Here is a 25,350-nt window from a genome sequence, read left to right as displayed (position 1 = left end):
GCGGGACGAAATGCAATCACTGCCCGTTCAGGTGAGGCAGGCGGCCAGGCCAAGGTCAAGGGTTTCAACCTCGGAGCCGTCGGCGGTGGTATAATGCAGGGTGAAGCGGCTGCCCAGCTTCATCAGCGCCAGTTGGGTGTCACAGAAATGTGCGGTCATCGCCCGGCGGTACTCGGCGCCGAGGCTGGTGACACCGGGCGTATCGAAGCGGACCTCGTAGAACAGGTGCAGGTCTTGCCGGGTGACGGCGGTCAGGACGGCGTCGGGGCCGATCCGCGCTGGCGCATGTTCCGTGGCAATCAGCTGGTCGAGGGCGGCTTCCGGCCCATCGGCGCGCAGCCGCAGATCGAGGGCGGCGGCGATGGCCGCGGGGTCTTGCCGGGCGGCGGTGTTCTGGCTCTCGATCAGATGGTTTATCGGCATCGGAACGATCCGGCTCATCGCGAAAAGGGCGAAGCCGGCCAGCGCCGCCCCCACCGACCCGCGCCCCTCGGAAGGGTTGAGGCTCGTGCGCAACAGCAGCACCAGGTTCAGGATCGGCACCAGGGCAAACCAGGCATTCCCGGGATGGCCATAGCCCTCGTTCGAGCGCGCCTGCCCGATGCGCAGAACATAGGCGCCATAGCCGAGGCAGCCGAGCACGACCGGCACCAGAAGCAGCCACAGAAGCCCGGCCTTCAGCGCCGCGGGCCACAGGGCCCACCAGATCTGATTTGCCGCGAAGAGCAGCGTCGCAAGCCCCTGCTGCCGGAAGTAGAGGCTGCGGGGCAGCTTGTCCTGCCGGGCAGGCAGGAAAGCCGCCGCCAGCACGCTGCCCAGCAAGATCAGCGCGATGCTGACGACCATCAGAGAGGTGCGCGGCAATTGCGCGAATTGATAGGCCAGAAGTTCCAGCATCGACTCCTCCCCGCTCCGCCGCCAGTTGAGGGGCGCGCGGGGCCTCGGTCAATCGTTTTGCGCGGTAAAGTTGTAAAATGCGGTGAGGCTGAACGCATCGCGTGTCAGACCCGCAGGATCACCCTTGCGGCAAGCCAGCTGACCAGAAGCGAGAGGCTGTCCACCGCCAGATAGGGCAGCTCTGCCCAGGGCTGGCCTTCCGGCAGGACGGCGTTGAAGAGGGCGAGGCCCTGCATGTTGCCTGCCATGCCCACCAGAAACAGCGACTGCGCGTTGGTGGCGAAATGGACGGCGACCGCCGCCCCCAGATTGCCGGTCCGCGCCGTGAGGTCCGCGGCCACCAGACCGAAGGCAAAGGCCCAGGCCACGATCAGCGGCGCCAGCGCGCCGGTTTCCTCCGGCGCCCAGTGCAGCAGGCCGAACAGCGCCGAGGGCAGGCCCATCCAGACCCAGGGCGCCGTCCAGCGCGCGGCCAGCTGCTGTTGCAGATAGCCGCGAAAGATCAGCTCTTCGGTCCCGGTCTGCACCAGAAGGCCGGGCAGGGCGAGGGGCAGCCAGAGCAGCTGGTCCTGAAAGCTCAGATGCGGGCTGACCTCGGGCGAGAGGGTCGCGAAGGGCAGCAGGACCACCCAAAGCCCGAAGAGCGGCAGCACCACCCAGAGAAAACAGCGCAGCGCCGTCCGCCCCGGGCCGATCAGCGAGCCGAGGCCGCGGTTCAGCATCAGCCCCATGCCAAGCGCCAGCCCGAAGGCCAGCCCCAGAAAGGTGAACAACAACCCGATCAGCGCCGCCGGAGTCTCCCCGCTGGCCAGGTGGTGCAGGGCAAGCGGGCCGGAGACCGGGCCAAGCCCGGTGACGATCAGATAGGCCAGGACCTGCATCGCCGCGGCATAAAGCGCGATGGCAATGCCCAGACCCGCCAGGGTCCGCCAGAGGGCGGCCTTGCCGATGGCGGGGGTGATGAAGCCGCGCATCGGGGCATATCTGAGGGGGAAAACGGACATCGGCACTCCTGGACCGGGGTGAGGCTAACGCTGTGGCCGGATGGGCGCAACCGGGCGCGGCGCTGAAGGGCGCCCCGGCGGCAGACTTGCCTGACGGGCGGGCCGGGGCTAACTCTTGGCCCAGCCGTAAGAGGAGGCCAGATGTCCCGTGCTGCCAAGCTGACCCGTGCCCTGTTGCCGCTGACCCTTGTGGCCGCCTTTGGCCTTGCGGGCTGTGACGATGCGATGACCGCCGGCTCCGGCCCCGGCATGCATGAGGTGACGGTGCTGGACGGGGCGGTGACGGTTGCAGCACCGGCGGGTTACTGCATCGACCCCAAGGCCTCGGTCTCGCGCGGCAAGGCGGTGGTGATCCTGATCGGGCGTTGCACGGCCAAGGGCGGCGTGGCGGCGGCGCTGGTTTCGACGACGGTGGGGGCCCCGGCCTCGGCGGGGGTGCTGATCGCCGGGCCGAAGGAGCTGGCGAAGTATTTCACCTCGGTTCCGGGCCGCAGGGTTCTGGCGCGCGACGGGGTGGCGGGCCATGTCGTGGTCCTGCAGGCCGCGGTCCAGGACAGTTCGCTTCTCCTGCATGTGAAGGATCAGACGGCCGGCGAATACTGGCGCGCCATCACCGCGATCCGCGGCCGTCTGGTGACGATCTCGGCCTCGGGCGCCGAAGGGGCGCCCCTGACCGCCGCACAGGGATTGAAGCTTGTGCAGGACATGCTCGACCTGCTCAATAAGCGCAATCCCGACAAGGCTATTCCGGCGCAAGCCAGCTAACGGGGTAGAAACTTTACAATTTTGGCGCAATAAGAGAATCGTTCTGCGGCTCGCGCAAGGTGCGCGGACCGGGGACGAGGCAGGGCTTACATCGGATGGCGCGCGGCATTTCGGCTCTTCTGGAAACACTTCTGCACCGGCGCAGCCTCCGGCGCTGGGCCAGGGCCAGTGTCAGTGCGACCGAGGCCGATCTGGACACGCTGCGCCTCTGGCGGGGCCGGGCGCGCAACCTGCGCCGCTCGCTCGACCAGGTGATCCACGAGGCCGAACACCGCCTTGCCCTGCCGCTGATCGGGTCCAACGCGATGCGCAAGCCGATGGGGACCGACTGGTCCTGGCGGCCGATGCTGTGGCGCGGGCCGCTGCCGGTGCCGGGCATGGCCTCGGTGCCGACCAAGGCGCTGGTCGGCGAGGGGGCGACGATCTTTCACGACTGCCGCAAGACCGAGCTGACCGTCCGCCAGATCCGCAACACCCGCGAAAGCGACCTTGCGCCCTTTGCCTTCCGGATGGACCTGTTCCAGTTCGACGGCTCTTTCCTGTCGCTCGTCCTCGACCTGCCGGAGGAGGCGGCGCGCGGCCTGCGCCTGCGCCACCTGATCCGGCTGGACATGATCGTCGAGATGGAGCGCCCGCTGGAGATCTTCGCCCGGCTGAACATCAAGCACGGGCCGAATGTCGAACAGATCGTGCGCGAGGTGCCGGTTAACGGGCCCGAGACGATGGTGGAATTCGACCTCGCCTATTCCAAGATGAACGAGAAGCGGGTGGAAAAGCTCTGGCTCGACCTGATCTTTGAATCGCCCGAGATGAACGAAGTGACGCTGCGCGACGTGACCCTGTCGCGCCGCCCGCGGGCCGATCTGTGAGCCCGATCTTTCCGCCTGTGCGCCAGCGAAGGGGCCTATCATGACCGAGGTGAAACTGACCAAGACCCGCATCCGCGCCGGCCATTGGGAAGGTGTGCTGACCGGGACCGAAACCGCGCCCGAGATCGAGGTGGTCCTGCTGGGCGAGGTGCTCTCCGGCGTCACCCTGACGCCGATCGCCGGGCAGAAGGGCGAATTTGCCGTGCGGGTTCCGGTCCCGGCCGAGGTGCTGAACGACGGCGTCCAGACCTTCCTGATCCGCCCCAAGGGGGGCGAGACGCTGGCGCATTTCACCGTCATCACCGGCGCCGCGATGGAGGACGACCTGCGCGCCGAGGTCGATCTGTTGCGCGCCGAGCTTGACATGCTCAAGCGCGCCTTCCGCCGCCACTGCGTCGAAACCGCCTCCTGAACCGGCCATCCCCCCGCCGCGCCGTGATTTTTCGCAGGACCCATCGTTTCCCTGCCATGAACGATCCGCAGGAATACCCCGGAAGTGTCGCCTCAGTGCCGCGATCCTGCCTGAATTCGCGGTCAATCCTTGTCCATTCAACCCGACTGCCTGCCTGGGGATCAACAATGGACCGATTGACGGAAATGGAAGCCTTCGCCACCGTGGTGGACCAAGGGGGCTTTACGGATGCTGCCAAGAAGATGGGCATCTCGAAGTCGGCGGTGTCCAAGCATGTCTCGGCACTGGAGGCGCGTCTGGGGGCGCGGCTTCTGAACCGCACGACGCGCCGGGTTTCCCCGACCGAGATCGGCCTCGCCTATTACGACCGCGCCCGCCGCGTTCTGAATGACGCAGGCGAGGCGGATGCCCTGGTCACCTCGATGCAATCGGCGCCCTCGGGCCTGCTGCGCATCTCGGTCGCGACCGATTTCGGGGTCAACCTTCTGTCGCCGATCCTGGGGGATTTCCTGCTGGAATATCCCGATATCACCGTCAACATGGTGCTGAACAACCGCTATGTCGAACTGATTTCGGAAGGCTTCGACATGGCAATCCGCGTCGGCGATCTGGAGGACAGCTCCTTGCGCGCCCGCCGTCTGACCGACACGGCCAAGAAGATGATCGCCTCGCCCTCCTATTTCCAGCGCTTCGGGCGGCCGATGAAGATCGACGATCTGAACGACCACAAGCTGCTGCATTACTCCAACCAGGCCAATGGCAATGTCTGGAAGGTCATCGCGCCCTCGGGCGAGAAGCGCCAGGTCCGCACGGCGGGCTGGCTGACGGTGAATGACGGGCAATCGCTGCTCAATGCCGCGATCTCGGGGCTGGGCATCGCCTATCTGCCCTCGTTCCTTTACGCCGATGCGATGAAGCAGGGTCTGGTCGAAGAGGCGATCCCCGGCCTGCCGGTCGAGGTGCAGGGCATCTATGCCGTCTATCCGCCGGGCCGCTTCACCCAGCCCAAGGTCCGCGCCTTCATCGACTTCCTGGCCCGGCAGTTCCTGGAAAAAGGCCCCGACAACTGGTGAGGGGCCTCAAGGGGTCAGCATCACCTCGACCCTGCGGTTCAGGGTGCGGCCCTCGGGCGTCTCGTTGCTGGCGCGCGGGCTGAGATAGCCCGCCCCCTGCGCGTCGATCCGCGCCGGATTGGCCTTGAATTTCGCCACCAGCGCCGCCCGCACGCTTTGCGCCCGCTGCCGCGACAGGGCGATATTGGCCGGCAGCGCGCCCGAGGCATCGGTATGGCCGACCAGCGTCACTTTGCGGTCGGGATAGGCGGCCAGCCAGTCCGCCAGCGCCTTGAGCGAGGCATAGTCCTTGTCCTCCAGCGCGGCGCTGCCCGAGGCGAAGACCAGATCCTCCAGCACGACAAAGCCGTTGGTCCGCAGGGTCTGGCCGAAATCGCCATGCAGCAGTTGCGTCGCCATCGGATCGCCTTGCGTGGCGGGCAGGGCAGGGGGCGGCGGGGCGAGGGTCGGCTCTGGCGCGGGCAAGGGGGTGGAGGGCAGGGTGGAGGAGGGCAGGGCGGGGGCGGGGCCGCCGCCGGGCTGGACCGGGTCGGCGGCGGGCGCCGGGTCACTGGCGGCGGGGGTCACCTCAGGCAGGGCTTCGGTCACCGTCGTGACCTGCACAAAGCCCGCATCGGCCGAGCGGCTGACCAGAAGCATCACCAGATCCGGCCCCTTGCTCGCCACACGTTCCAGCGCGGCATAGCGGAAATCGCCGAGGTCGACATGCATCTGCGGTTCGGGCAGCACATCCATCGCATAGCGGAAGTCAAAGCCGCCGCAGGCCGAAGTGTCGCATTGGAACAAGGGCTTGTAGCCCGCAGCCTCCAGCTGGGCGATCAGCGGGGTGACCAGTTCCAGCGTGTTCATGTGCTGGTCATCCAGCCGGTAGGCGCGCTCATCGACCGCGCCGGCCACCTCGCGCATCGGCAGCTGGCCCGCCGCAAAGGCGCCGATCGGCAGCCGCAGCGTGGCGGGGCTTTCGGCCCGCCCGCCGATCACGGTGGCGAGGGCCGGCATCTCCAAGGGCGGGGCGGCCTGCAGGGCCAAGGCGCCCGTCAGGGTGAAGCAAGCGGCGAGGATGGCCGTGGGGACGGCCTGGGTTCGTCTGGGTCTGCTCAACGGGCGGTGCCTTTGCGGCTTATCTGGCGCGGTAGTGGTAATGTCCCACAACCTGCATCCCAAGGGAAGCATAGAGGGCACGCGCCCCGCTATTGGCTTCGGTGACGGCCAAAGCCAGCCGATCTGCGCCATGTGCCGCCGCCCAATGCGCCGCAGCGCACAGGATGTTGCGGGCGGCCCCCTTGCGGCGCTGGCTCGGGCGGACCTCGACGGCGTGGATGAGGGCGATGTCATCATGCAGCGCCACGAACCCCATGCCCGAGGGCCGGTCGCCGCTGCGGGCGAGGATCGCGGTCTTCGGCCCCTTGGCGCGCTCCATCACCGCCAGACGGCCCGGCCCGATGCCCCCCTCGGCCCAGATCTCCTGGCCGATCTGCATCGGCGGCCAATGCGGAAAGCTTGTCAGCTCCGCCGGCGGGGCAAAGGCGGTGACCGGGGCGGCATAGGCCAGAACCGGGTCGATCTTCTCGTACCCGCGCCCGGCGAGGGCGTCGTCCAGCGCCTGATCCCAGGGCCAGATGACGAAGAGCGGCTCCTGCCCCAGGGCGGTCATCGCGGCCTCGGCCAGGGCGATATCGGCCTCGTGCCAGTCGCCAAAGGGGCTGGCCGCGCTGACGCGCTTGCCGCCACCGGCGCCGTCGCGGATCAGCCAGGGGCCCTGGGTCTGGGTGGCGAAAGGCGGCCAGGTCGCCTCCATCGCCTCGGCGAACAGGGCGGGGGTCATGGCGCGAGCCTCGCCTCCAGTGCTGCGATGGCGGCATCAAGCCGGGCCGCATCGGTGCCGCGGATCACCAGGTTGGTGCCGAAACTGCCATTGCTGTTGAACGGGTAGGAGCCCATCTGCAGATCCGGGTTCTCGGCGGCGAAGGCCGCGAAGGGGGTGGCAATCTCGCCCTCGCCGCGGTTCATCCGCAGGCTGCGCGACAGGAGCGGCTTGCCATGGGCGATCCCCGACAGGACGCCGGCCAGCATCGCCTCGAAGATCCGCGGCACGCCGGCCATGACATGGACATTGCCCAGCGTGAAGCCCGGCGCGATCGACACCGGGTTGTCGATCAGCAGGGCGCCGTCGGGAATGCGGGCCATCCGCTGGCGGGCCTCATTGAAGGGCAGGTTCTGGCGGTCGTAATGCGCCTGCAAGAGCGCCATCGCATCGGCGCGGTGGGTGATCGCCACGCCGAAGGCCAGGGCCATCGCATCCGCCGTGATGTCGTCATGCGTCGGCCCGATCCCGCCCGAGGTGAAGACATGGTCATAAGCCCCGCGCAGCGCGTTGACCGCGGCCACGATGGCAGCCTGATCATCCGCCACCACCCGCGCCTCGTTCAGCGACAGGCCATGTTCGGTCAAGGCCATGGCCAGATGGTGCATGTTGCTGTCGCGGGTCCGCCCCGAGAGGATTTCATCGCCGATGACCAGCATGGCGGCGGTTTGATTGGGCATCTGACACTCCTTCAGCCTTGCAGGCTTGGTATAGGCGGGTTGCGCCCTCTGGCCAAGGGCGCGGCTTTCTCTTATCTAATGGGAAAAGCAAAAGGGCCGGACCAGTGGACGATATACGCGGGCGTGTAACCAAGGATGGCATCCGCATCTATGAAGATGCGGACTTTGCCGGCATGCGGGAGGCGGGGCGGATTGCTGCCACGATCCTCGATGACGTGGGCGCCTTGGTGGTGCCGGGGGTGATGACGTCGGAGATCGACGATTTCATCCGCAACGAAGTGGTCCGCCATGGCGCGGTTTCGGCGACCATCGGCTACCGCGGCTATCAGCATGCCTCCTGCATCTCGGTCAACCATGTGGTCTGCCACGGTATCCCCGGCGCCAAGAAGCTGGGCGAGGGTGATATCCTCAATATCGACGTGACGGTGATCCTCGATGGCTGGTTCGGCGACACCAGCCGGATGTATGCGGCTGGCGCCATCAACCGCAAGGCCGAGCGTCTGATCGAAGTGACGCATGAGGGCCTGATGCGCGGCATCGCGGCGGTCAAGCCGGGCAACACCTTCGGCGACATCGGCCATGCGATCCAGAGCTTTGTCGAGGCCAACCGGATGTCGGTGGTGCGCGATTTCTGCGGCCACGGTCTGGGCCGGGTGTTCCACGCCCCGCCGAATGTCCTCCACTACGGCCGCCCGGGCACCGGCGCCGTGCTGGAGGAGGGGATGCTCTTCACCATCGAGCCGATGGTCAACCTCGGCCGCCCGGAAACCAAGGTCCTGGCCGATGACTGGACCGCGGTCACCCGCGACAAGAGCCTGTCGGCGCAATACGAACACTCGGTCGGGGTTACGGCGACGGGGTGCGAGATCTTCACGCTCTCGCCCGCGGGCAAGTTCTTCAAGGCCTGAACCGGGGGCCCCGCGATTGCGGTCAGGGGATCAGACGATCCCCGCCTCTTGCCTGAAGCGGGCTTCCCAGGCGGCATTGAGCGCGGTGGTCTGCGGTTTCAGCGGCGGGTCGTCGAATTCCTGCACCCGCTCCTGCCCCGCGGCGACAAGGCCGCACCAGGCGGCGACGCGCGCGGCCGCCGCGGAGGGGTTGGCGACGATCTCCTCGTAGTCCATCCGCAAGGGGTCGATCCCGTAAAGCGCGAAGAACTTCTCCCACGACTCCTTTGACAGGCGCATGCCGCGGAACCTGGGCAATGGGCGCGTGCAGATAATCCGCTTCGGTCAGATTGCGCCGGGTTTCGCGCCACAAACTCCTGCATTCTTAGGCAAGGTCCGCCTCCCCATGCACCGGGGCGGCTCTGATCCTGTTGTGCAAAATCCATCCTTCCCTCAGGCCGGGCGTCACCCACGCAGCGGGTCGCCGTTAAAGCTACGTTCAGTTTTTGGCTTTAAAAGAGGCAGAGTAGAAGGATACATGCCATGGCAGTCTATTTGGGTCCCATCGTCATTGCCGTTCTGGGAATGGCCACTTTGACCGGTCTGGCCTTCGGTCCAACGGCGCAATCGCGGCAGATCGCAGTCCTGATCCCGCCCTGGCAAGCCGACGGCGTCAGCCGCGCGGTGGGCAGCGGTCTTGCGATCGTCGCCATGCACTGGAACCGCCATGTCATCGTCCTCGACACCGGGGGGGACGGGAATGCCCTGACGCGCCTGCGAAGTCAGGGGCTGTGGCTCCTGGATGCCACCGGAACCATCGTTTGCGGAAGCCCTGAGGCGAGGATTTGAGATGATCGTCACGATTGATGACCTGCGCGCGCGCGCCCTGTCTTATGCGGTCATTCTGCTCTGGCTGCATGTGCCTTTCGTGGCCGGGCTGGGCTTCATCCTCGGCAAGGATGGCGTGACTTGCGCGGCCTTGCTGGCGGTGATCGCCGGCATCGTCACGCTGCAACTGCGCCAGAACGGGGCCGCCCTGTCCGTGCAGATGTCCGCCGCGGCGGGGCTGGCGGTTGCGGTCTCCAGCATCGTCTATCTCTTGCGCGAGCATCCCTGGCAGGCCGACAGCCACATGATCTTCTTCGCGGCCTTCGCGCTGACGGCGGTGTTTTGCGACTGGCGCCCGATCGTGACCTATGCCGCCGTGATCGCCATCCACCACCTGGTGCTGAACTTCACCTTCACCGAGGCGATCTTTCCCGGCGAAGCCTCGGTCGGCCGGGTGATGCTGCATGCCGTCGTCCTAGTGGTGGAGGCTGTGCCCTTGATCTGGCTTTCCACCGTGTTGATCCGGCTGTTTTCTGCATCCGACGCATTGCTCCGCGATGCACGGGCCGCGCAGCAGGAGGCGACGAGCTATGCCGAGGCGCAGACCGCCGAACGCATCGCCCTGCGCAGCGTGGTGAAATCGCTGGGCGGCGGTCTGAAGGATCTGTCCTCGGGCAACCTGACCCACCGCATCGGCGATGAATTTGCCGAAGATTACGAGCCGCTGCGCCGCGACTTCAACGCCGCGCTGGAGACGCTGTCGGGCACCATCCTGCGCGTCATCGATTCCTCGCAGAACATCCACGCCCGCTCGACCGAGATCAGCGGCGCCTCCGAGGATCTGTCCCGCCGCACCGAAAACCAGGCCGCCGCGCTGGAGGAAACCGCCGCGGCGCTGGATGAACTGACCAGTTCGGTCAAGCTGGCCGCCGATGGGGCGCGCGAGGTGGAAAGCATCGTGCGCGAGGCGCAGTGCAAGGCCGAGGAAAGCAAACTCGTCGTCGCGGCGGCGGTCTCTGCCATGTCCGAGATCGAAGCCTCGTCGCAGCAGATTTCGCAGATCATCGGCTCGATCGACGATATCGCCTTCCAGACCAACCTCCTGGCGCTGAACGCCGGGGTCGAGGCGGCGCGCGCCGGGGATGCGGGGCGTGGCTTTGCCGTGGTCGCCTCCGAGGTGCGGGCCCTGGCGCAGCGTTCCTCCGAAGCTGCGAAGGAGATCAAGAAGCTGATCAGCGATTCGGCCCGTCAGGTCGGAAGGGGCGTGGATCAAGTGGGCAAGGCTGGCGATGCCCTGCACAACATGCTGGGGTCGGTGATCGGGATCTCCTCGCTCGTCTCCAACATCGCGGCGGCGGCAAGCGAACAATCGACCGGGCTTGACGAGATCAACCTCGGCGTCACCCAGCTGGATCAGGTCACCCAACAAAATGCCGCGATGGTGGAGGAAACCACCGCCGCCAGCCTGTCCCTGCGCACGGATGCCTCGAGCCTCGCCGAAATGGTCGCGATCTTCAAAGTGCCGCGCAGCACGGCGCAGATCAGCCGCGCCATCCCCAAGTCGGCTCCAGCCCGCAAGCAAGGCACGGCTGCGGTCTTGGCCGAGACGGATGATTTCGGCACGGGCGAGGGCCTGCCCCCTGTCAGGGCCATGGGCGGCAGCCGCGGCACACAATGGCAGAACTTCTGACTTCCGGGGCCTGCCCGCGCGCGGCGGGTGCCCTCCGGGTTTTCTGCGGCACGCCTCCGATGTGGCCGGACTGGTGAGGCGGTCTGCGGACCAAGGGGCCCTGCCGGTCTTCTGCAAGGCAGGGTTCACTTTATTGCGTCTGGCGTAACGAGGTGAGCGCTCCTATCAGGGCAGGGTCCCTGAAGAGTGCCTCCATGTCCGATCCGAAACCTGATCTTCACCCCGATGGCCTGCCGGCGCCGCGCCGCTATTTCGCCCTTGCGGTGCTGCTGACGACGCTGACGCTGGTGGTGCTGGATGGTGCCATCGCCAACCTGGCGCTGCCCTCGATTGCGGTGTCGCTGCGCGCCAGCCCGGATGCGACGGTCTGGGTCGTCACGGCCTATCAGCTTGCGGTGCTGGTCGTGCTCTTGCCCTGTGGGGCGCTTGGCGAAAAGCTTGGGGCGCGGCGGGTCTATCTGGGGGGCGTTGCGATCTTCACCCTGGCTTCGGCCCTTTGCGCGCTGTCGGGCAGCCTTGCCATGCTGGTGGCGGCGCGCTTTGCGCAGGGTCTTGGCGCCGGGGCGATCATGGCGCTTGCGGTGATGAACCTGCGCCATGCGGTGCCCCATCGGATGGTCGGCACGATCATCGGGATCAACGCGATGGTGATTGCCATCGCCTCGGCCGCGGGGCCGGGCATCGCCGGGGCCATCCTGGCGGTGGCCCCTTGGCCCTGGCTTTTCGCGGTGAATGTGCCGCTGGGGCTGATCGTGCTGATTTTCGGCTTCGTCCTGCCCTACACGCGGGGAGCGCCGCGGCGGATTCCCGGCGCGGCGCTGGTGATCAACGGGGCGATGTTTGTCCTCTTCTTCGTTGGCGGTGACCGGGTGGTGCAGCAACCCTTGGTCGGAGGCGCGATGATGGGCGGCGCCGTGCTGTGCCTGATCGCCCTCTTGCGGGTCGAGCGTGGCACCGTCACCCCGCTGGTGCCGACCGACCTGCTGGCGCTGCCGGCCTTCCGCATCGCGCTTGTCGCTTCGGTCAGCTGCTTCACCGGGCAGATGCTGGGCATGATCGCCCTGCCGTTCTATTTGCAACATCAGCTTGGCATGGCGCCGATCGAGGCCGGGCTTTACATGATGCCCTGGCCAGCTGCGACGGCGGTCATGGCGCCGATCTCGGGCCGGCTGGCGGATCGGTTCAAGACAGCATGGCTCTGCGGCGCCGGAGGCGGGCTGATGGCCCTTGGCCTTGCCGCGATCGCGCTGCTGCCCGCCGATCCGGGCGGCGTGATGGTCATCGTAGGCACCGTGGTGACCGGCCTCGGCTTTGGCCTGTTCCAGACGCCGAACAACCGTGTCCTCCTGTTGTCGGCGCCGCGGGCGCGCAGCGGGGCGGCGGGGGCGATGCAGGGCACGGCGCGGCTGTCTGGCCAGACCCTCGGCGCCATCGCGATGGCGCTGTTGTTCGGGGTGTTGCCGGTGACCCTGGCGCCCGAGGTGGCAATGCTGACCGCGGCGGTCTTTGCCCTCCTTGCGGCGCTGGTGAGCCTCGGCCGCGCCGGGATGGAGGCCAAGGCTTAGACCGGGCGGTCAGGCCTTCTGGACCGCGGCCCAATCCAGCGCAAAGCGCGTCAGGTATTTGCGCAGGCGGTCGGCGTCGTTCTGGCTGGCCTTTTCGGCGCGGGAGGCGGCGAAGAGCCTGCGGCCGGCCGCACTGAGGTTGGCGCTGGCCCGACAGGCGCGGATCACGGCGGCCAGTTGCGCGCGATCGAACTCGTCGAGGCAGTCGGGGTCGGGCAAGACCTCGGACAGAAGGGCGTGGTCGCCGTCGTGCCGGGTCGATTGCCATTGCTGGGTCAGGGTCAGGATCTCCGCCTCCACCATGGCCAGGGTGACGCGGCCGCGTTCGGCCAGGACATGGAGGCGGTGGATCGAGGCGGCGAGGTCGCGGAAATTGCCGACCCAGGGCGTGGCGGGATCGCGGGCAAAGCGCAGATAGCGCGCCGTGGCATCGGCGTTGAATCCGACGCTGCGGCCAAGCGCGCGCTCGGTCGCCGCGCGCTGGTGGGCGATGTTGGCGGCAAGGTCGTCGCGCCTGTCGCGCAGGGGCGGCAGGCGGAAGGTCCATTGGCTGAGGAGCGCAAAGAGGTCGGGGCGCAGCCGACCCTCGGCCACGCGCTGGCCCATGTCGGCCCTGGCCGTGGCCACGACCTGAAAACGGCTGGTCACTTCGCTGTCCGAGCCGACCGGATAATAGCGCCCGCTTTCCATCGCCTGCAGCAGGAGGGCCTGCGCCTCGGGCTCCAGCGCGTCAACCTCGTCGAGGAACAACAGCCCGCCATCGGCCTCTCGCAAGAGGCCCGACCGCTCGGTCCCGGCAATCCCCGTCGCCGCCCGCCTTTGCCCGAACAGCATCGACAGCGCCTGCGGCCCGCGCAGCGTGGCGCAATTCACCTGGACCAGCCGGCCCTTCACCCTGCGACGCTGCAATTTCAGCTCGTAGATCTGCTGGGCCAGCCGGCTTTTGCCGCTGCCCGCCTCGCCCAGAAGCAGGAGCGGCGCATCCGAGGCCGAGGCCACCCGTTCCAGCCGGTCGATCATCGTGGTGAAGGCAGGGGTGACGCTGTCGATCCCGAGGGTCAGAAGCGAGATCGAGTCCCGGCTGGCCGCGGCAAAGCGCTGCTGCAAGGCGTCGTAGCGCGACAGGTCGAGGTCGATGATGTCAAGCGTGCCATGCTTCATCTCGGCGCCGCGCGGCGGGCCGGTCTGCAGCAGCTTCGCCGGGATATGGCGACTTTCGGTCAGGAGGAACCAGCAGATCTGCGCCACATGGGTGCCGGTGGTGAGGTGGACGTAATAGCGCTCGCGGTCCTCGTCAAAGCCGTAGTCCTTGGCGAAATCGAAGAGCTTGCCGTAGACCTCCTGAAAATCCCAGGGGTTGGCGAGGTCCATCTGGACGAGGCGCACCTCGGTCTCGGGCGAGACGGCGGCAATCGCCTGCTGCACGCGGTGGGCCAGGGCGGCATAGCGCTGGTCGTGGATCAGCTCGAACCGGTCGACCGGGAAATGGCCGTGGCCGGTCAGGTCGACCGAGGGGCGCCAGGACCGGTTCTTGCCCATGTCCAGCTGCGTGCCGAGAAAGCCGATGACCACATTGCGCATATCTTTATCCTTAGGGATAAAAGACGATAGCAATGGATAGGAATTTTCGAAAGGACTTTCGGCGATTCAACGGATTTCCCTTTGCTTTCCGACCTTTGCGCGAAAATCACGGAAAACTTCCCCTCTGCGGCCCCGTCAGGCAAAAAAGCGACAGGAAAACAAAGGGATGAAGATGATGGCAAACAAATCCGTGTTTGCAGCAACGCCCGGGCGGTTGCTGCCCAAGGCAACCGCCCACAACTTTGCGGGGGCAAAGGCCTATGACCGTAGTGAGGCTTTAGCCCTGGCGCAGCTGGCGATGACCGGGACCTTCGGGCAGGCCTTCTACCAGGATGCGCAGGGGCAGCTGGATCAGCTCCTCAAGCTGGCCGAGGCGGTGGAGCCGGCGTTTCTGGCCAAGACCGCCCTGCATGTCCGCGCCGAGGGGCATATGAAGGACACGCCGGCCTTTCTGCTGGCGGTTCTGGCGCGGCGGGACCCGGCGCTCTTTGCCAGGGTCTTTGACCGTGTCGTCGACAGCGGGCGCATGTTGCGCAGCTTTGTCCAGATCATGCGGTCCGGACAGACCGGGCGCAAATCGCTGGGGTCCCGTCCCAAGGCGATGGTGCAGGCCTGGCTGAACGCGGCGTCGGACCGGACATTGCTGGCCGCTTCGGTCGGTAACGACCCGTCGCTGGTGGATGTGATCCGGATGGTTCACCCCAAGCCGGAGACGGCGGCGCGGGCGGCCTTCTATGCCTGGCTGATCGGCAAGCCGGTCGCGGTGCAGGCCTTGCCCCAGGTGGTGCAGGACTGGCTGGCGTTTCGGGCCGGGACGACGGCAGAGGTGCCGGACGTGCCGTTCCAGATGCTGACCGATCTGCCGCTGGATGCGGGGCAATGGGCGCAGATCGCGTTCCGGGGTTCGTGGCAGATGCTGCGGCAGAACCTGAACACGCTGCACCGGCATGGCGCCTTTGCCGAGCCGGGGGTGGTGGATCATGTGGCCAGCGTCCTGCGCGATCCGGCCAAGGTCAGTGCGGCGCGGGTGCTGCCCTATCAGCTGCTCGCGACGCTCAAGGCCGCGACCGAGGTGCCGGAGGCGCTGCGTTCGGCGCTGCACGACGCGATGGAGCTTTCCGTGGCCCATGTGCCCGCCCTGGCGGGGACGGTTGCGGTCTGTCCTGACGTGTCGGGCTCGATGTGCAGCCCGGTGACGGGTCTGCGCAAGGGGGCCACCACGGCGGTGCGCTGCATCGACGTGGCGGCGCTGGTCGCGGCCGCGGTGCTGCGCAAGAACCAGGCGGCGCTGGTGCTGCCCTTCGAGGTCGAGGTGCGCGACTGCGCATTGGAGCCTCGCGATACCATCCTGACCAACGCGGCCCGACTGGCGGCATTGGGTGGGGGCGGGACCAACTGCTCGGCCCCGCTGGTCTGGCTGAATGCGGCGCGGAAGGCACCGGATCTGGTGATCTTCGTGTCAGACAACCAGTCCTGGGTGGATGCAGCCCACGCGGGGCAGGCCACGGCGACGATGGCGGAATGGGCCAAGCTGAAGGCGCGCAATCCCGCGGCGAAGCTGGTCTGCATCGACATCCAGCCCTATGGCACGACCCAGGCGGCAGAGCGGCCCGATGTGCTGAACATCGGCGGCTTTTCCGACGCGGTCTTTGCCCGGATTGCGGCCTTTGCGAGTGGCGAGATGGGGGCCGACCACTGGGTCGGCCAGATCGAGGCCACGCCTTTGTAACAAGGGTCCCGGCAGTTTGCCGGGGCCAGCCCTCTTCAACGTCAAACCCGGCGAATGCTGGCGGAACTACATCGGTCGCGGGTTCGAATCCCGCCCTGGCTTGCCCGGGTAGCTCAGCTGGATAGAGCAATGGACGACCGTTTCGCCCCTCTCGTCGCCGGACCCAAGCAGAAGGAATGCCTGCGGGACTACATCACCTTGCACAGGTCGGGGAAACCCGCTGTCTCGCACCCCCTTGTCCTTCTGAACCAGACCACGCCCGGCGAATGCCGGCGGGACTACAGGGAACGCCATGGCCACCCGAGGTCGCAGGTCAAACTGCGCTTCGGGTCAAGCGGGGGTTTATGTCTCGCCTCCCCTCGTCGCCGGGACCGAGGAATGCCCCGGCGAATGCCGAAGGGACTACATGCACAAACCGGGCAACCTGAGCGGGTTCGAATCCCCTCCTTGCAGGCGTCCAACGGTGCGGACGGGGTCCCATAGTCTCTTCCCCCCTTGTCGCCGGGGGCCCATTGGAAGGTAGCTCAAGTGGCAGAGCAACGGGTTTTGGTCCCGCAGGTTGAGGGTTCGAGGCCTTCCCTTCCAGCCAGCCTCGCCCGCACCCGCAGGGGACCGGCGCGTAGCTCAGTGGCAGAGCGGGAAGTCCCGGTCGCCAGATTCCGGTCGCCAAATTCCGGTCGCCAAACCCTGTCGCCAAATTCCGGGCGCCTGGGCCCCCTATGTGAGAAAGTACGATGATGGACCAAGTCAAAATCACCGGTGCCGACCTGATCGCCTGGGGCCACCGCCCCGGACCGGCCTTTTCGGGCCTCCTCGCCGCGGCCGAAGCGGCCCTGACGCAGGGCATGACGGCGCAAGGGGTCCGCGCCATGCTGGAGGCGGAAAAGCCCGCGCCCGTGGTGCAATTGCCCCTGCAGGAGGCGCTGCCCTTCCACGCCAATATCCAGGCCGAAGATGCGGACGAGGCGCAGAACATCGCGGATGTCGCCGAGACGATGCGCCTTCTGATGCGGACCCCGACCCTCGAGGCCGGGGCCATCATGCCCGATGCCTGCCCGGCCGGACCTGCCGGGACCATCCCGGTCGGCGGCGTGGTGGCGGCGCGCAACGCGATCCATCCTGGGATGCATTCGGCCGATATCTGCTGCTCGGTGATGATCACCGATCTGGGCCATGTCGATCCCAAGGCGGTGCTGGATGCGGCGAGCGAGATCACCCATTTCGGCCCCGGCGGGCGCGAGAACGGGCGGCGGTTCTCCGTCTCGCTGGACCTCCTCGACGGGTTCCGTGCCAACGTTTTCCTGAACGGCGGGCGCATGCTGCAGGCAGCGCAGGCGCATATGGGAACGCAGGGTGACGGCAACCATTTCCTCTTCGTCGGCCGCTCGCGCAAGACGGGGCGGGTCGCCATGGTCACGCATCACGGCTCGCGCGGGCCGGGCGGGTTGCTTTACAAGGCCGGGATGGAGGTGGCGGAGAACTATCGCCGCAGCCTCTCCCCCGCCACGCTGAAGCAGAACGCCTGGATTCCGGCCGATAGCGCGGAGGGCCGCGCCTATTGGGAGGCCCTGCAACTGATCCGGCGCTGGACCAAGGCCAACCACAACGCGCTGCATCAGGCCGTGGTGGAACGGTTGCGGGCCGAAACCGCCGACCGCTTCTGGAACGAGCACAACTTCGTCTTCGAACGCGACGGGCTGTACTACCACGGCAAAGGCGCCACCCCGGCCTGGAACGGCTATGCCGCCGATGCCACCGGCCTGACCCTGATCCCGTTGAACATGGCCGAGCCGGTCCTGGTCGTGCGGGGCAAGGACGCCGCCCATGCCCTGGGGTTCTCCCCGCATGGCGCCGGCCGCAACTTCTCGCGGACCGAGCATCGGCGCCGCAGGGCAGGGATGACGGCGGAGGCGATGCTGCTGGCCGAAACGAAGGGCCTCGACATCCGCTTTCATGCCGGCGGGGTCGATGCCTCGGAACTGCCCTCGGGCTACAAGCGGGCCGATGCGGTGGTGCGGCAGATCAAGGACTATGGCCTGGCCGAGATCGAGGACTACATCGATCCCTATGGCTGCATCATGGCCGGCGATATCGCCCCCTTCTGGCAGAGCGGCAAAAGGTCCCGGCGTTAGCGCCGGGATCACCCGCCCAGCGGTGATGCCGCCGGGCCACAATCCGGGGGCCTTTTCCTGCGGCCCCCTCTCTTGCGTTGCGTGGCCGACAGGTTCTGCTACCAGCGCTTCATCGTCTTGCGGCATGGGGCCGCGTGTCAGAAACGGGAGGTTGCACATGTCATTGATCCAATCTCCCCGCGCAAGCTGATCAGGCTCTGACCTGATCTTCCGCCAGCCTCGGCTGGCCGCTTCTGACCGAAAGACGACATCATGGGCACTTCCCCCACGGGGTCCGCGACCGCTGCGGCGGCGCAAAGGATCACGCATTACTTCTCTGAAACCGCCTGGATCGACGGTCGGGCCACGGCGCAGCTGGCCGAAGTCGCCAGCCTGCCCGGCATGGCGCAGGTCGCAGCCTATCCCGACCTGCATCCCGGGCGCCACGGGCCGGTCGGCGCGGCCTTCCTCGCCGACCGGCTTTATCCGCGGCTGGTCGGCAACGACATCGGCTGCGGCATGGCGCTGTTCCTTTTGGATCTGCCGCTGCGCAAACTGTCGCTTGACAAGGCCGCCCGCCGCCTGCGCCAGCTGGAAGGCCCCTGGCAGGAGGCTCCCGCCGCGCAGGAGCCGGGTCTTGGCACCATCGGCGGCGGCAACCACTTCTGCGAGCTGCAGGCGGTCGAGGCTGTGACCGAAGAGGGCGCGACGCTCGGCCTGTCGCGGTCAAGCCTTTGCCTGCTTGTCCATTCCGGCTCACGCTCGCTGGGCGAAGCGGTGTTTCGCAGCGTCGAAGGCCAGGCGAGCCTCGATCCCGACAGCGATAGCGGCCGCCACTACCTCGCCGCGCATGACCATGCGGTGGACTGGGCCGCTGCCAACCGTCTGGCGATTGCCACCCGGGCGGCCCAGGCGCTGAACGCCGATCTGACCCTGCTGGCGGATGCGCCGCACAACCTCGTGTCGGCGTCGGACGGGCTTTGGCTGCACCGCAAGGGTGCTGCGGTGGCCGGGTCAGGGCCGGTGCCGCTGGCAGGGTCGCGCGACAGTTTCAGCTACCTGCTGTCACCCACCGGCGCGCCGCAGACGCCGTTCAAATCCCTCGCCCATGGCGCCGGACGCAAGCATGACCGCGCCTCGATGCATGGCCGGATCCGCAAGACCGCCAGCACCCTGCAGGCTTTGACCCGCACCGGTTTTGGCGGGCTGGTCCTGTGCGAGGACCCCGATCTGCTGATCGAAGAGGCTGGCTCGGCCTACAAATCCGCGGCCGGGGTGCTGGCAGATCTGCAGAGCTTCGGTCTGGCGATGCCGATCGCCACGCTGCGCCCGCTGATCACCTACAAGAAAACCGTGGAAAGGCAGTAACATGGCCAAGATATGCCTTCTGATCACCAGCGGCGTCGGCCCGGTCGAATGCCGCCAGGCCGTCACGCACGTGCTGCGCCGGATGCGGCACGAGGCCGAGGAGATGGGCCTCGACCTCAGCACTTCGGGCGCGGAGGGGCTGCCCGCCTCGATCGTCGTCCTGGTGGAGGGGGCCGCGGCGGAGCTTCTGGCAAGGGCCTGGGTCGGCACGATCCAGTGGCGCCAGCACAGCACGCTGCGCCCCAACCATCGGCGGGCCAACTGGTTCGTCGGCGTCTTCGCGCTGCCCCGCCCCGGCGCCGACCTGCCTGAAATCCCGGAGGCGGAGGTCACCTTCTCCAGCTTCCGGGCCGGGGGGCCGGGCGGGCAGCACCAGAACACCACCGACAGCGCCGTCCGCGCCGCATGGAAAGGCTTCGTCGCAATCTCGCGCGACGAACGTTCCCAGCATCGCAACAAGGCCAGGGCGCTGGAGCGGCTGCGGCAGCTGGTCCAGGCCGCAGGGGCCGAGCGCGAGGCCCAGGCCGCCCGCGGCGCGCACCGGCTGCACCATGTCCTGGAACGCGGCAACCCCAAACGCAGCTTCTTCGGGCCGGAGTTCAGCGAATGACCCGGCCCGCCGAAAACGCCAAAAACCCGGCCGAAGCCAGGTCAGACGAAGCGTTCTGCGATAAGCCATATGGCGGAGAGGGTGGGATTCGAACCCACGGTGGGCTTGCACCCACTCCGGTTTTCGAGACCGGCGCGATCGACCACTCCGCCACCTCTCCGTGCCTTGGGTCGTAAGTAGGGCGGGATTTAGCGGCAGGGCGGGGCGAGGGCAAGACCGAAAATGCGAGAAAAGGCCGGATTCATTTCCAGAGATTTCACCCTCATCAAAGACTTGACTCTCTGCCCCCGCTCGGGGCATATGCGCCATCCCGATCTGTCTTCTGGCAGCGCGGGGTTTTTGTCATGTCGCCCGCAAGGGGCGCGCAGTTCGAAGGCGGGGCAACCCGGCAACGTCCAAACCCGTGCAAGCGGGGGCGGGGGCCAAAGGACGCGGAGAGAGAAAAGGAAGACAGATGTTCGCGGTCCTCAAGACCGGTGGCAAGCAGTACAAGGTGCAGGCGGGTGACGTTCTGCGCGTTGAGAAGCTGGCCGCCATTGCTGGTGACAAGATCCAGTTCAATGAAATTCTGATGGTTGGCGGCGAGACCGTGACCGTGGGCGCCCCGCTCGTCGCTGGTGCTGCGGTTCAGGCCGACGTGATCGACCAGATCAAGGGCGAAAAGACGATCCACTTCGTCAAGCGTCGCCGCAAGCATTCGTCGCAGCGCACCAAGGGCCACCGTCAGCAATGGACCCTGGTCCGTGTGACCGAGGTTCTGGCCTCGGGCGCCGATGCGACCGGTGTGACCGCTGCAACCGGCACCGCCGATGCGCGCCGCGCTGCCCATAACGCTGCTGCGGCTCCGGCTGCGGTGGAAGCCCCTGCCAAACCGAAGCGCGCTGCCAAAGCCGCTGCTGCACAGGAGTAATCTTCCATGGCACACAAGAAAGCAGGCGGTTCGTCCCGCAACGGTCGTGACTCCGCCGGTCGGCGTCTCGGCGTGAAACTGTTCGGCGGCCAGGCGGCCATCCCCGGCAACATCATCTGCCGTCAGCGCGGCACCACCTGGTTCCCGGGTGAAGGCGTTGGCATGGGCACCGACCATACGATTTTTGCGAAAGTCGAAGGCCGCGTGACCTTTAAAAAGGGCCTCAAAGGCCGCACCTTTATCTCGGTCCTCCCGGTTGCGGAGGCTGCTGAGTAAGCCGAACCTTTACAAATGGCTTGTAAACGGGGGGTCGGCTGCAAAGCCGGTCCCCCGGCTCGTTTGGGGGGTAGACGTTCCCGTGGGTGTGCAAACACCCCATGCGCTTCGAGGAGGAAGCCATGACGCTTGATATGGCACATGTGCCGAAACTGGGTGAAATTGCCGCTGGTCGGTTCCTGCTGCGGCCGGTCCGCCGCTCGGATGCCGGGCTGTTCTCGCTTTACGCCGGCGACCGCCGCGTGGCCGAGGCGACGCAATCGATCCCGCATCCCCTGCCGCCCGGCGCTTCGGAGGCCTTCGTCGCCCGCGCCATGAAGCGGGGCGGGGCCGAGGATATCTGGGTGATCGACGGCACGGCCGCCGGCCTGGCCGAGGTTCTGGGGGTGATCAGCCTCAAGCGGATGGACGAAAGCAAATGGGATCGCGGCCAGTCCGAGATCGGCTATTGGGTCGCTCCGGCCTTCTGGAACACCGGCATCGCCTCGGAAGCGGTGCGGGCGCTGGTGGCGGCCAATCCGCAGCGCAACTGCACGATCTTTGCCGAGGTGTTTCAGGACAATCCCGGTTCGGCGCGGGTGCTGACCAATGCGGGCTTTGAATATCTCGGCGATGCCGAAAGCTTCTCGGTCGCGCGCAATGCGCGGGTGGCCACCTGGACCTATATGAAGAAACTGGCCTGACATGATCCGCGCCGAATTTGCCACGGCGCGGCTCTCCCTTCGCCCCGTCGCCCCGCAGGATCGGGGCGCGGTGCTGGCGGGTTTGAACGACATCGCGGTCAGCGGCTGGCTGTCGGTGGTGCCCTATCCCTATAAAGCCGCTGATTTCTTCCTGTTTCAGAGCGAGCTCGCCAAGCCCGGCGTGACCTTCGCGCTGGAGGATGCGGCGGGCTTTGCCGGCATCCTCGGGCTGGAAAAGGGGCGGCTCGGTTATTGGCTGATGCCGCGCGCCCAGGGTCAGGGCTATGCGACCGAGGCGGCGCGCGGCGCGCTGGGCTGGCATTTCGCCGGTGGCGGCGGCGCCGTGGAGGCCGGCTATTTCGAGGGCAACGCGGCGTCGGCCCAGGTCCTGCGCAAGCTCGGATTTGTCGAGACCGGTCGCGGCCAGGTGCCCTGCCGCGCGCTCAACACGATCCGCCCGCATGTGAACCTGACGCTGAGCGCCGCAGCCTATGCCGCTGCCCTGCCATGGGAGGCGGAAAGCGCCCGCCTGACCTACCGCCCGCTGCAGGCCACCGATGCCGAGGCGCTGCACCGGATCGTCGCGCATTTTGCGGTGACCCGGCAGCTTGGCCCGAAATGGCCCTGGCCGGCGGATCTGTCCTTCACCGTGACCCGCGCCCAGCCCAGCCGGGCCCCGGGCTTCGTCTGGGGGATATTCAAGGACAAGGCCCTGATCGGCACGGTCGGCGTGGCGGCTGGAGAGCTCGGCTATATGCTGGCGCCGGAGGTCTGGGGCCAGGGCTATGCGAGCGAGGCCTGCCGCACCGCCATCGCCCGGGCTTTCGCCGCCGGGCTCGACCGGATCGGCGCCGGGGTCTGGGCCGACAATGCCGCCTCGCAGCATGTGCTGAAGAAACTCGGCTTCGAGGTGTCCGGCCACGACATCGGCACATCCGCCGCCCGCCCCGACCCAAGCCCCGGCCTGACCCTGATCCTGCAACGCCCGTGACCCGGCAGCCGGCCCGCACCCGATTTTTCGCCGAAAAATCGTGACATGACGAAGTGCGCAACACCGCGCAGGCCACGAATTTTCTGCGAAAATTCCGGCCCTGATTTTTCGCAGAAAAATCGCGGGCCCGTCATCCTGGCCTTGAATCCGGACCCGCGCCATAGTTGCATGGGCCAAAGCGGAGGCGTCATGCGCAGGATCGATCTCAATTCCGACCTCGGCGAGGGTTTTGGTCCCTGGGCCATGGGCGATGATGCCACGATGCTGGGCCTCGTCACCTCGGCCAATATCGCCTGTGGCGGCCATGCCTCCGACCCCGAGACCATGTTCACCACCCTGCAACTTGCGGCCAGGAACGGTGTCGTGATCGGGGCGCATCCGGGCTATGCCGATCGCGAGGGGTTCGGTCGGCGGGTGATCCCGATGACAGCGGAGGAGATCGCCCGCATGGTCGCGGCCCAGATCGGCAGCCTGATCGGTGTTGCAGCCCTCGCCGGGGCAAGGGTTGCCTATGTCAAGGCCCACGGCGCGCTGGCCAACCTCGCCGCCGACCGCCGCGACGTCGCCGAGGCGATCCTCGCCGCCACGCGCGCCATTTCGCCCGACCTGGCGCTTCTGGCCATCTCGGGGACCGAGGTCGAACTGGCCGCGCGCGCCGCGGGCCACCCGGTCTATTCCGAGATCTTTGCCGACCGGGCCTATCTCTCCACCGGTCGCCTGGTGCCGCGCAGCCGGCCCGATGCGATGATCCGCGACGCCGGCACCGCCGCCGACCGGCTGTTGCGCTTTCTGGAGACCGGGCTGATGCCGGTGGTCGATGGTCCGCCGATCCCCCTCGCGGCCCAATCGATCTGCATCCACGGCGACAGCCCGCATGCCGTCGCCATGGCGCAAGAGATCCGCGCCCGGCTGATGGCTTCGGGGGTCACCCTTGCTGCCTTCGCCGGCTGAGCCATGGCACTGTTCCGCCCCGTGGCCGACCATGCCCTTCTGGTGGAGTTTGGCGCCTCCATCACCGACAGCGCGCATGATGCCGTCCTGGCCCTCGACCAGGCGCTGGCGGCGCATCCTTTCCCGGGCCTGCGCGAGGCGATCCCCGGGTTCGTCAATGTGCTGGTGGATTTCGACCCTCTGGTGACGGACCATGCCGAGGTCGAAGCGCATCTGCGGGCCCTGACCCAGGGCGCTGCGGGCCCGGCCAGAGCCGCCCAGGCCACCCGCGAGGTGCTGGTCTGCTATGAGAATTCCCCCGATCTGGCCGAGGTCGCGCGCCTGACCGGCCTTGCGCCAGAGGCGGTGATCGCGGCCCATCTCGCGGGCGATTACAGCGTCTTCATGTATGGTTTTGCTCCCGGCTATGCCTATCTCGGTGGCCTGCCGAAGCCGATCCAGCTGGACCGCAAGCCCAGCCCCCTGCGCGGCATCGCGGCGGGCAGCGTCATCATCGCCGGGGCGCAATGTCTGGTCACGACCCTCACCATGCCGACCGGCTGGTGGATCATCGGACGCTCGCCCACCCGCATCCTGACCGGCGATCCGGCACGGCCCTTTCTGTTCGACGTGGGCGACAAGGTCCGCTTCCGCCGCATCCGCAGCGACGACGAGGCCTTCCGATGACGGCGGCCCGTCTTCGCGTGGTCTTTGCCGGCCCCCATGTCACCTTCCAGGACGGCGGGCGGCGCGGGATGATGCGCTTTGGCGTGCCCGCTTCCGGCCCGATGGATGCCAAGGCTTTTGCCATCGCCCATGCCGCCCTGGGCAATCCGGCGGGGTCCACGGCCATCGAGGTCTCTCTGGGTGGCCTGACGCTGGAGGCTGTCGAGGGCGCCGTCACGCTGGCGGTGGTCGGCGGTGGCTTTGTCGTCCAACAGGGCGCCAGGCGGCGCGGGTCCTGGGAAATCATGCGGTTGCAGCAAGGCGAGCGGCTGGTGATCCGCCCCGGCCCCTGGGGCAGTTGGACCTATCTGGCCTTTGCCGGGGTACTTGCCGCACCACGCTGGCTGGACAGTTCGGCGACGCATGGGCCTTCCGGGCTCGGCGGTGGCAGGCTGGTCGCGGGGCAGGAGATCGAGGTCACTGACGCGCGTTCCCATCCCGGGGAGGCCCCGATTCCCTGCCCGGTCTGGGCGCGGCCAAGGGCCCTGCTGAATGCTGTGGCAGGCCCGCAGGACCGCTTCTTCGCCCCCGACACGCTGGAGGATTTCACCAGCCAGGCCTTCCAGCTGACCGATGCCTATGACCGGATGGGTGTTCGGCTGCGCGGCCCGGCGCTGAAACCGCAGGGCGCCCTGTCGATCCCCTCGGAGGCGATCCTGCGCGGTTCGGTCCAGGTCTCGGGCGAGGGGGTGGCGACGGTGCTGCTGGCCGATCATCAGACCACCGGCGGCTATCCGAAGATCGCCACCGTCCTGTCGGATGATCTGGACGGTTTCGTGCAACTCAGGCCAAGGGACGAGGTGCGCTTTCGCTTCGTCTCGCCGGGCGAGGCGGTGGCCATCGCGCGACAGCGGGCCAAGGCGCTGCGCGACTATCTGGCCCGTCCGGACCGGGCCTGACC

At 67.4% G+C, this 25,350-nt stretch carries 26 protein-coding genes and 2 tRNA genes; 20 read left to right on the top strand and 8 right to left on the bottom strand.

What is annotated here, in order from left to right; all coding sequences use genetic code 11:
- Positions 1-27 precede the first annotated feature (27 nt).
- Together AC1DZT_RS13705 and AC1DZT_RS13700 are read right to left on the bottom strand one after the other, a co-directional pair.
- The gene (locus tag AC1DZT_RS13705) at positions 28-897 is read right to left on the bottom strand and encodes a hypothetical protein (RefSeq protein ID WP_478007189.1); all 870 of its coding nucleotides are present in this window, start codon (positions 895-897) and stop codon (positions 28-30) included.
- A 104-nt stretch (positions 898-1,001) separates the two neighbouring features.
- Positions 1,002-1,901 (bottom strand): lysostaphin resistance A-like protein, encoded by a 900-nt coding sequence (locus AC1DZT_RS13700; RefSeq protein WP_478007188.1) that lies wholly within the window; start codon positions 1,899-1,901, stop codon positions 1,002-1,004.
- A 141-nt stretch (positions 1,902-2,042) separates the two neighbouring features.
- Here AC1DZT_RS13700 and AC1DZT_RS13695 point away from each other — a divergent pair, with 141 nt between their 5' ends.
- From AC1DZT_RS13695 to AC1DZT_RS13680, 4 genes are all read left to right on the top strand, one after another.
- Positions 2,043-2,666, top strand: coding sequence for a hypothetical protein (locus tag AC1DZT_RS13695; protein WP_478007187.1), 624 nt, complete (start codon positions 2,043-2,045; stop codon positions 2,664-2,666).
- 95 nt (positions 2,667-2,761) lie between these two features.
- Positions 2,762-3,535, top strand: coding sequence for a DUF6478 family protein (locus tag AC1DZT_RS13690; RefSeq protein WP_478007186.1), 774 nt, complete (start codon positions 2,762-2,764; stop codon positions 3,533-3,535).
- A gap of 40 nt (positions 3,536-3,575) precedes the next feature.
- The gene (locus AC1DZT_RS13685) at positions 3,576-3,947 is read left to right on the top strand and encodes a hypothetical protein (protein WP_478007185.1); all 372 of its coding nucleotides are present in this window, start codon (positions 3,576-3,578) and stop codon (positions 3,945-3,947) included.
- Between the two features lie 167 nt (positions 3,948-4,114).
- Positions 4,115-5,020, top strand: coding sequence for a LysR family transcriptional regulator (locus tag AC1DZT_RS13680; protein WP_477999171.1), 906 nt, complete (start codon positions 4,115-4,117; stop codon positions 5,018-5,020).
- Positions 5,021-5,026: 6 nt separating this feature from the next.
- Here AC1DZT_RS13680 and AC1DZT_RS13675 read toward each other — a convergent pair whose 3' ends face one another.
- Genes AC1DZT_RS13675 through AC1DZT_RS13665 form a run of 3 tightly spaced genes read right to left on the bottom strand, consistent with a single transcriptional unit; the run spans position 5,027 to position 7,564 of the window.
- Positions 5,027-6,121, bottom strand: a complete 1,095-nt coding sequence (locus AC1DZT_RS13675; RefSeq protein ID WP_478007184.1) for an OmpA family protein — start codon at positions 6,119-6,121, stop codon at positions 5,027-5,029.
- A 19-nt stretch (positions 6,122-6,140) separates the two neighbouring features.
- Complete coding sequence (locus tag AC1DZT_RS13670) at positions 6,141-6,845, bottom strand: GNAT family N-acetyltransferase (protein WP_478007183.1); 705 nt, start codon at positions 6,843-6,845, stop codon at positions 6,141-6,143.
- Complete coding sequence (locus tag AC1DZT_RS13665; RefSeq protein WP_478007182.1) at positions 6,842-7,564, bottom strand: competence/damage-inducible protein A; 723 nt, start codon at positions 7,562-7,564, stop codon at positions 6,842-6,844. The genes AC1DZT_RS13670 and AC1DZT_RS13665 overlap by 4 nt, the downstream gene beginning before the upstream one ends.
- A gap of 104 nt (positions 7,565-7,668) precedes the next feature.
- Here AC1DZT_RS13665 and map point away from each other — a divergent pair, with 104 nt between their 5' ends.
- Positions 7,669-8,472, top strand: coding sequence for a type I methionyl aminopeptidase (map, locus tag AC1DZT_RS13660; RefSeq protein ID WP_478007181.1), 804 nt, complete (start codon positions 7,669-7,671; stop codon positions 8,470-8,472).
- A gap of 30 nt (positions 8,473-8,502) precedes the next feature.
- On the opposite strand, the gene AC1DZT_RS13655 is transcribed toward map, so the two are convergent.
- Positions 8,503-8,751: a Stf0 family sulfotransferase gene (locus tag AC1DZT_RS13655; RefSeq protein ID WP_478007180.1), complete on the bottom strand. Its 249-nt coding sequence runs from the start codon at positions 8,749-8,751 to the stop codon at positions 8,503-8,505.
- Positions 8,752-8,994: 243 nt separating this feature from the next.
- Between AC1DZT_RS13655 and AC1DZT_RS13650 the strand changes: the two genes are divergently transcribed.
- The 3 genes from AC1DZT_RS13650 (at position 8,995) to AC1DZT_RS13640 (ending at position 12,534) form a co-directional block, all read left to right on the top strand.
- Positions 8,995-9,300: a hypothetical protein gene (locus AC1DZT_RS13650; RefSeq protein ID WP_478007179.1), complete on the top strand. Its 306-nt coding sequence runs from the start codon at positions 8,995-8,997 to the stop codon at positions 9,298-9,300.
- A gap of 1 nt (position 9,301) precedes the next feature.
- Entirely contained in the window at positions 9,302-10,969 is a 1,668-nt protein-coding gene (locus tag AC1DZT_RS13645) for a methyl-accepting chemotaxis protein (RefSeq protein ID WP_478007178.1), read from the top strand.
- A 194-nt stretch (positions 10,970-11,163) separates the two neighbouring features.
- Positions 11,164-12,534, top strand: coding sequence for an MFS transporter (locus tag AC1DZT_RS13640; protein WP_478007177.1), 1,371 nt, complete (start codon positions 11,164-11,166; stop codon positions 12,532-12,534).
- A 9-nt stretch (positions 12,535-12,543) separates the two neighbouring features.
- On the opposite strand, the gene AC1DZT_RS13635 is transcribed toward AC1DZT_RS13640, so the two are convergent.
- Positions 12,544-14,115, bottom strand: a complete 1,572-nt coding sequence (locus AC1DZT_RS13635) for an RNA repair transcriptional activator RtcR family protein (protein WP_478007176.1) — start codon at positions 14,113-14,115, stop codon at positions 12,544-12,546.
- 175 nt (positions 14,116-14,290) lie between these two features.
- Between AC1DZT_RS13635 and AC1DZT_RS13630 the strand changes: the two genes are divergently transcribed.
- The 5 genes from AC1DZT_RS13630 (at position 14,291) to AC1DZT_RS13610 (ending at position 19,933) form a co-directional block, all read left to right on the top strand.
- A complete protein-coding gene (locus tag AC1DZT_RS13630) occupies positions 14,291-15,844 on the top strand; it encodes a vWA domain-containing protein (protein ID WP_478007175.1) in 1,554 nt (517 codons plus the stop codon).
- Between the two features lie 513 nt (positions 15,845-16,357).
- Positions 16,358-16,433 (top strand) — tRNA-Gln (locus AC1DZT_RS13625).
- A 148-nt stretch (positions 16,434-16,581) separates the two neighbouring features.
- Complete coding sequence (locus AC1DZT_RS13620) at positions 16,582-17,976, top strand: RtcB family protein (protein WP_478007174.1); 1,395 nt, start codon at positions 16,582-16,584, stop codon at positions 17,974-17,976.
- A 252-nt stretch (positions 17,977-18,228) separates the two neighbouring features.
- Entirely contained in the window at positions 18,229-19,323 is a 1,095-nt protein-coding gene (locus AC1DZT_RS13615; protein ID WP_478007173.1) for an RNA ligase RtcB family protein, read from the top strand.
- Position 19,324: 1 nt separating this feature from the next.
- Positions 19,325-19,933 (top strand): peptide chain release factor-like protein, encoded by a 609-nt coding sequence (locus AC1DZT_RS13610; protein ID WP_478007172.1) that lies wholly within the window; start codon positions 19,325-19,327, stop codon positions 19,931-19,933.
- A gap of 70 nt (positions 19,934-20,003) precedes the next feature.
- Here the strand turns inward: AC1DZT_RS13610 and AC1DZT_RS13605 are convergent.
- Positions 20,004-20,093, bottom strand: a tRNA-Ser gene (locus AC1DZT_RS13605).
- 294 nt (positions 20,094-20,387) lie between these two features.
- Here AC1DZT_RS13605 and rplU point away from each other — a divergent pair.
- The 7 genes from rplU to AC1DZT_RS13570 all read left to right on the top strand — a co-directional run bounded on the left by rplU (position 20,388) and on the right by AC1DZT_RS13570 (position 25,348).
- On the top strand, positions 20,388-20,843 hold the full coding sequence (rplU, locus tag AC1DZT_RS13600) for a 50S ribosomal protein L21 (RefSeq protein ID WP_478007171.1): 456 nt from the start codon (positions 20,388-20,390) through the stop codon (positions 20,841-20,843).
- A gap of 6 nt (positions 20,844-20,849) precedes the next feature.
- Positions 20,850-21,119 carry a 50S ribosomal protein L27 gene (rpmA, locus tag AC1DZT_RS13595; protein ID WP_478001700.1) on the top strand — a complete coding sequence of 90 codons (270 nt, stop codon included), beginning with the start codon at positions 20,850-20,852 and terminating at the stop codon, positions 21,117-21,119.
- Between the two features lie 122 nt (positions 21,120-21,241).
- A complete protein-coding gene (locus AC1DZT_RS13590) occupies positions 21,242-21,802 on the top strand; it encodes a GNAT family N-acetyltransferase (RefSeq protein WP_478007170.1) in 561 nt (186 codons plus the stop codon).
- Between the two features lies 1 nt (position 21,803).
- Complete coding sequence (locus AC1DZT_RS13585; protein ID WP_478007169.1) at positions 21,804-22,793, top strand: GNAT family N-acetyltransferase; 990 nt, start codon at positions 21,804-21,806, stop codon at positions 22,791-22,793.
- 189 nt (positions 22,794-22,982) lie between these two features.
- Positions 22,983-23,744 (top strand): LamB/YcsF family protein, encoded by a 762-nt coding sequence (locus AC1DZT_RS13580; RefSeq protein WP_478007168.1) that lies wholly within the window; start codon positions 22,983-22,985, stop codon positions 23,742-23,744.
- A gap of 3 nt (positions 23,745-23,747) precedes the next feature.
- Positions 23,748-24,410 (top strand): 5-oxoprolinase subunit B family protein, encoded by a 663-nt coding sequence (locus AC1DZT_RS13575; protein ID WP_478007167.1) that lies wholly within the window; start codon positions 23,748-23,750, stop codon positions 24,408-24,410.
- Positions 24,407-25,348 carry a 5-oxoprolinase subunit C family protein gene (locus AC1DZT_RS13570; protein ID WP_478007166.1) on the top strand — a complete coding sequence of 314 codons (942 nt, stop codon included), beginning with the start codon at positions 24,407-24,409 and terminating at the stop codon, positions 25,346-25,348. Before AC1DZT_RS13575 ends, AC1DZT_RS13570 begins: the two co-directional genes overlap by 4 nt.
- Positions 25,349-25,350: the final 2 nt, after the last annotated feature.

It is taken from the genome of Rhodobacter sp. P1_C2 (genome assembly GCF_056406375.1).
The sequence above is the reverse complement of the archived record's forward strand: the minus strand, read 5'-3'. Positions and strand labels throughout refer to the sequence as shown.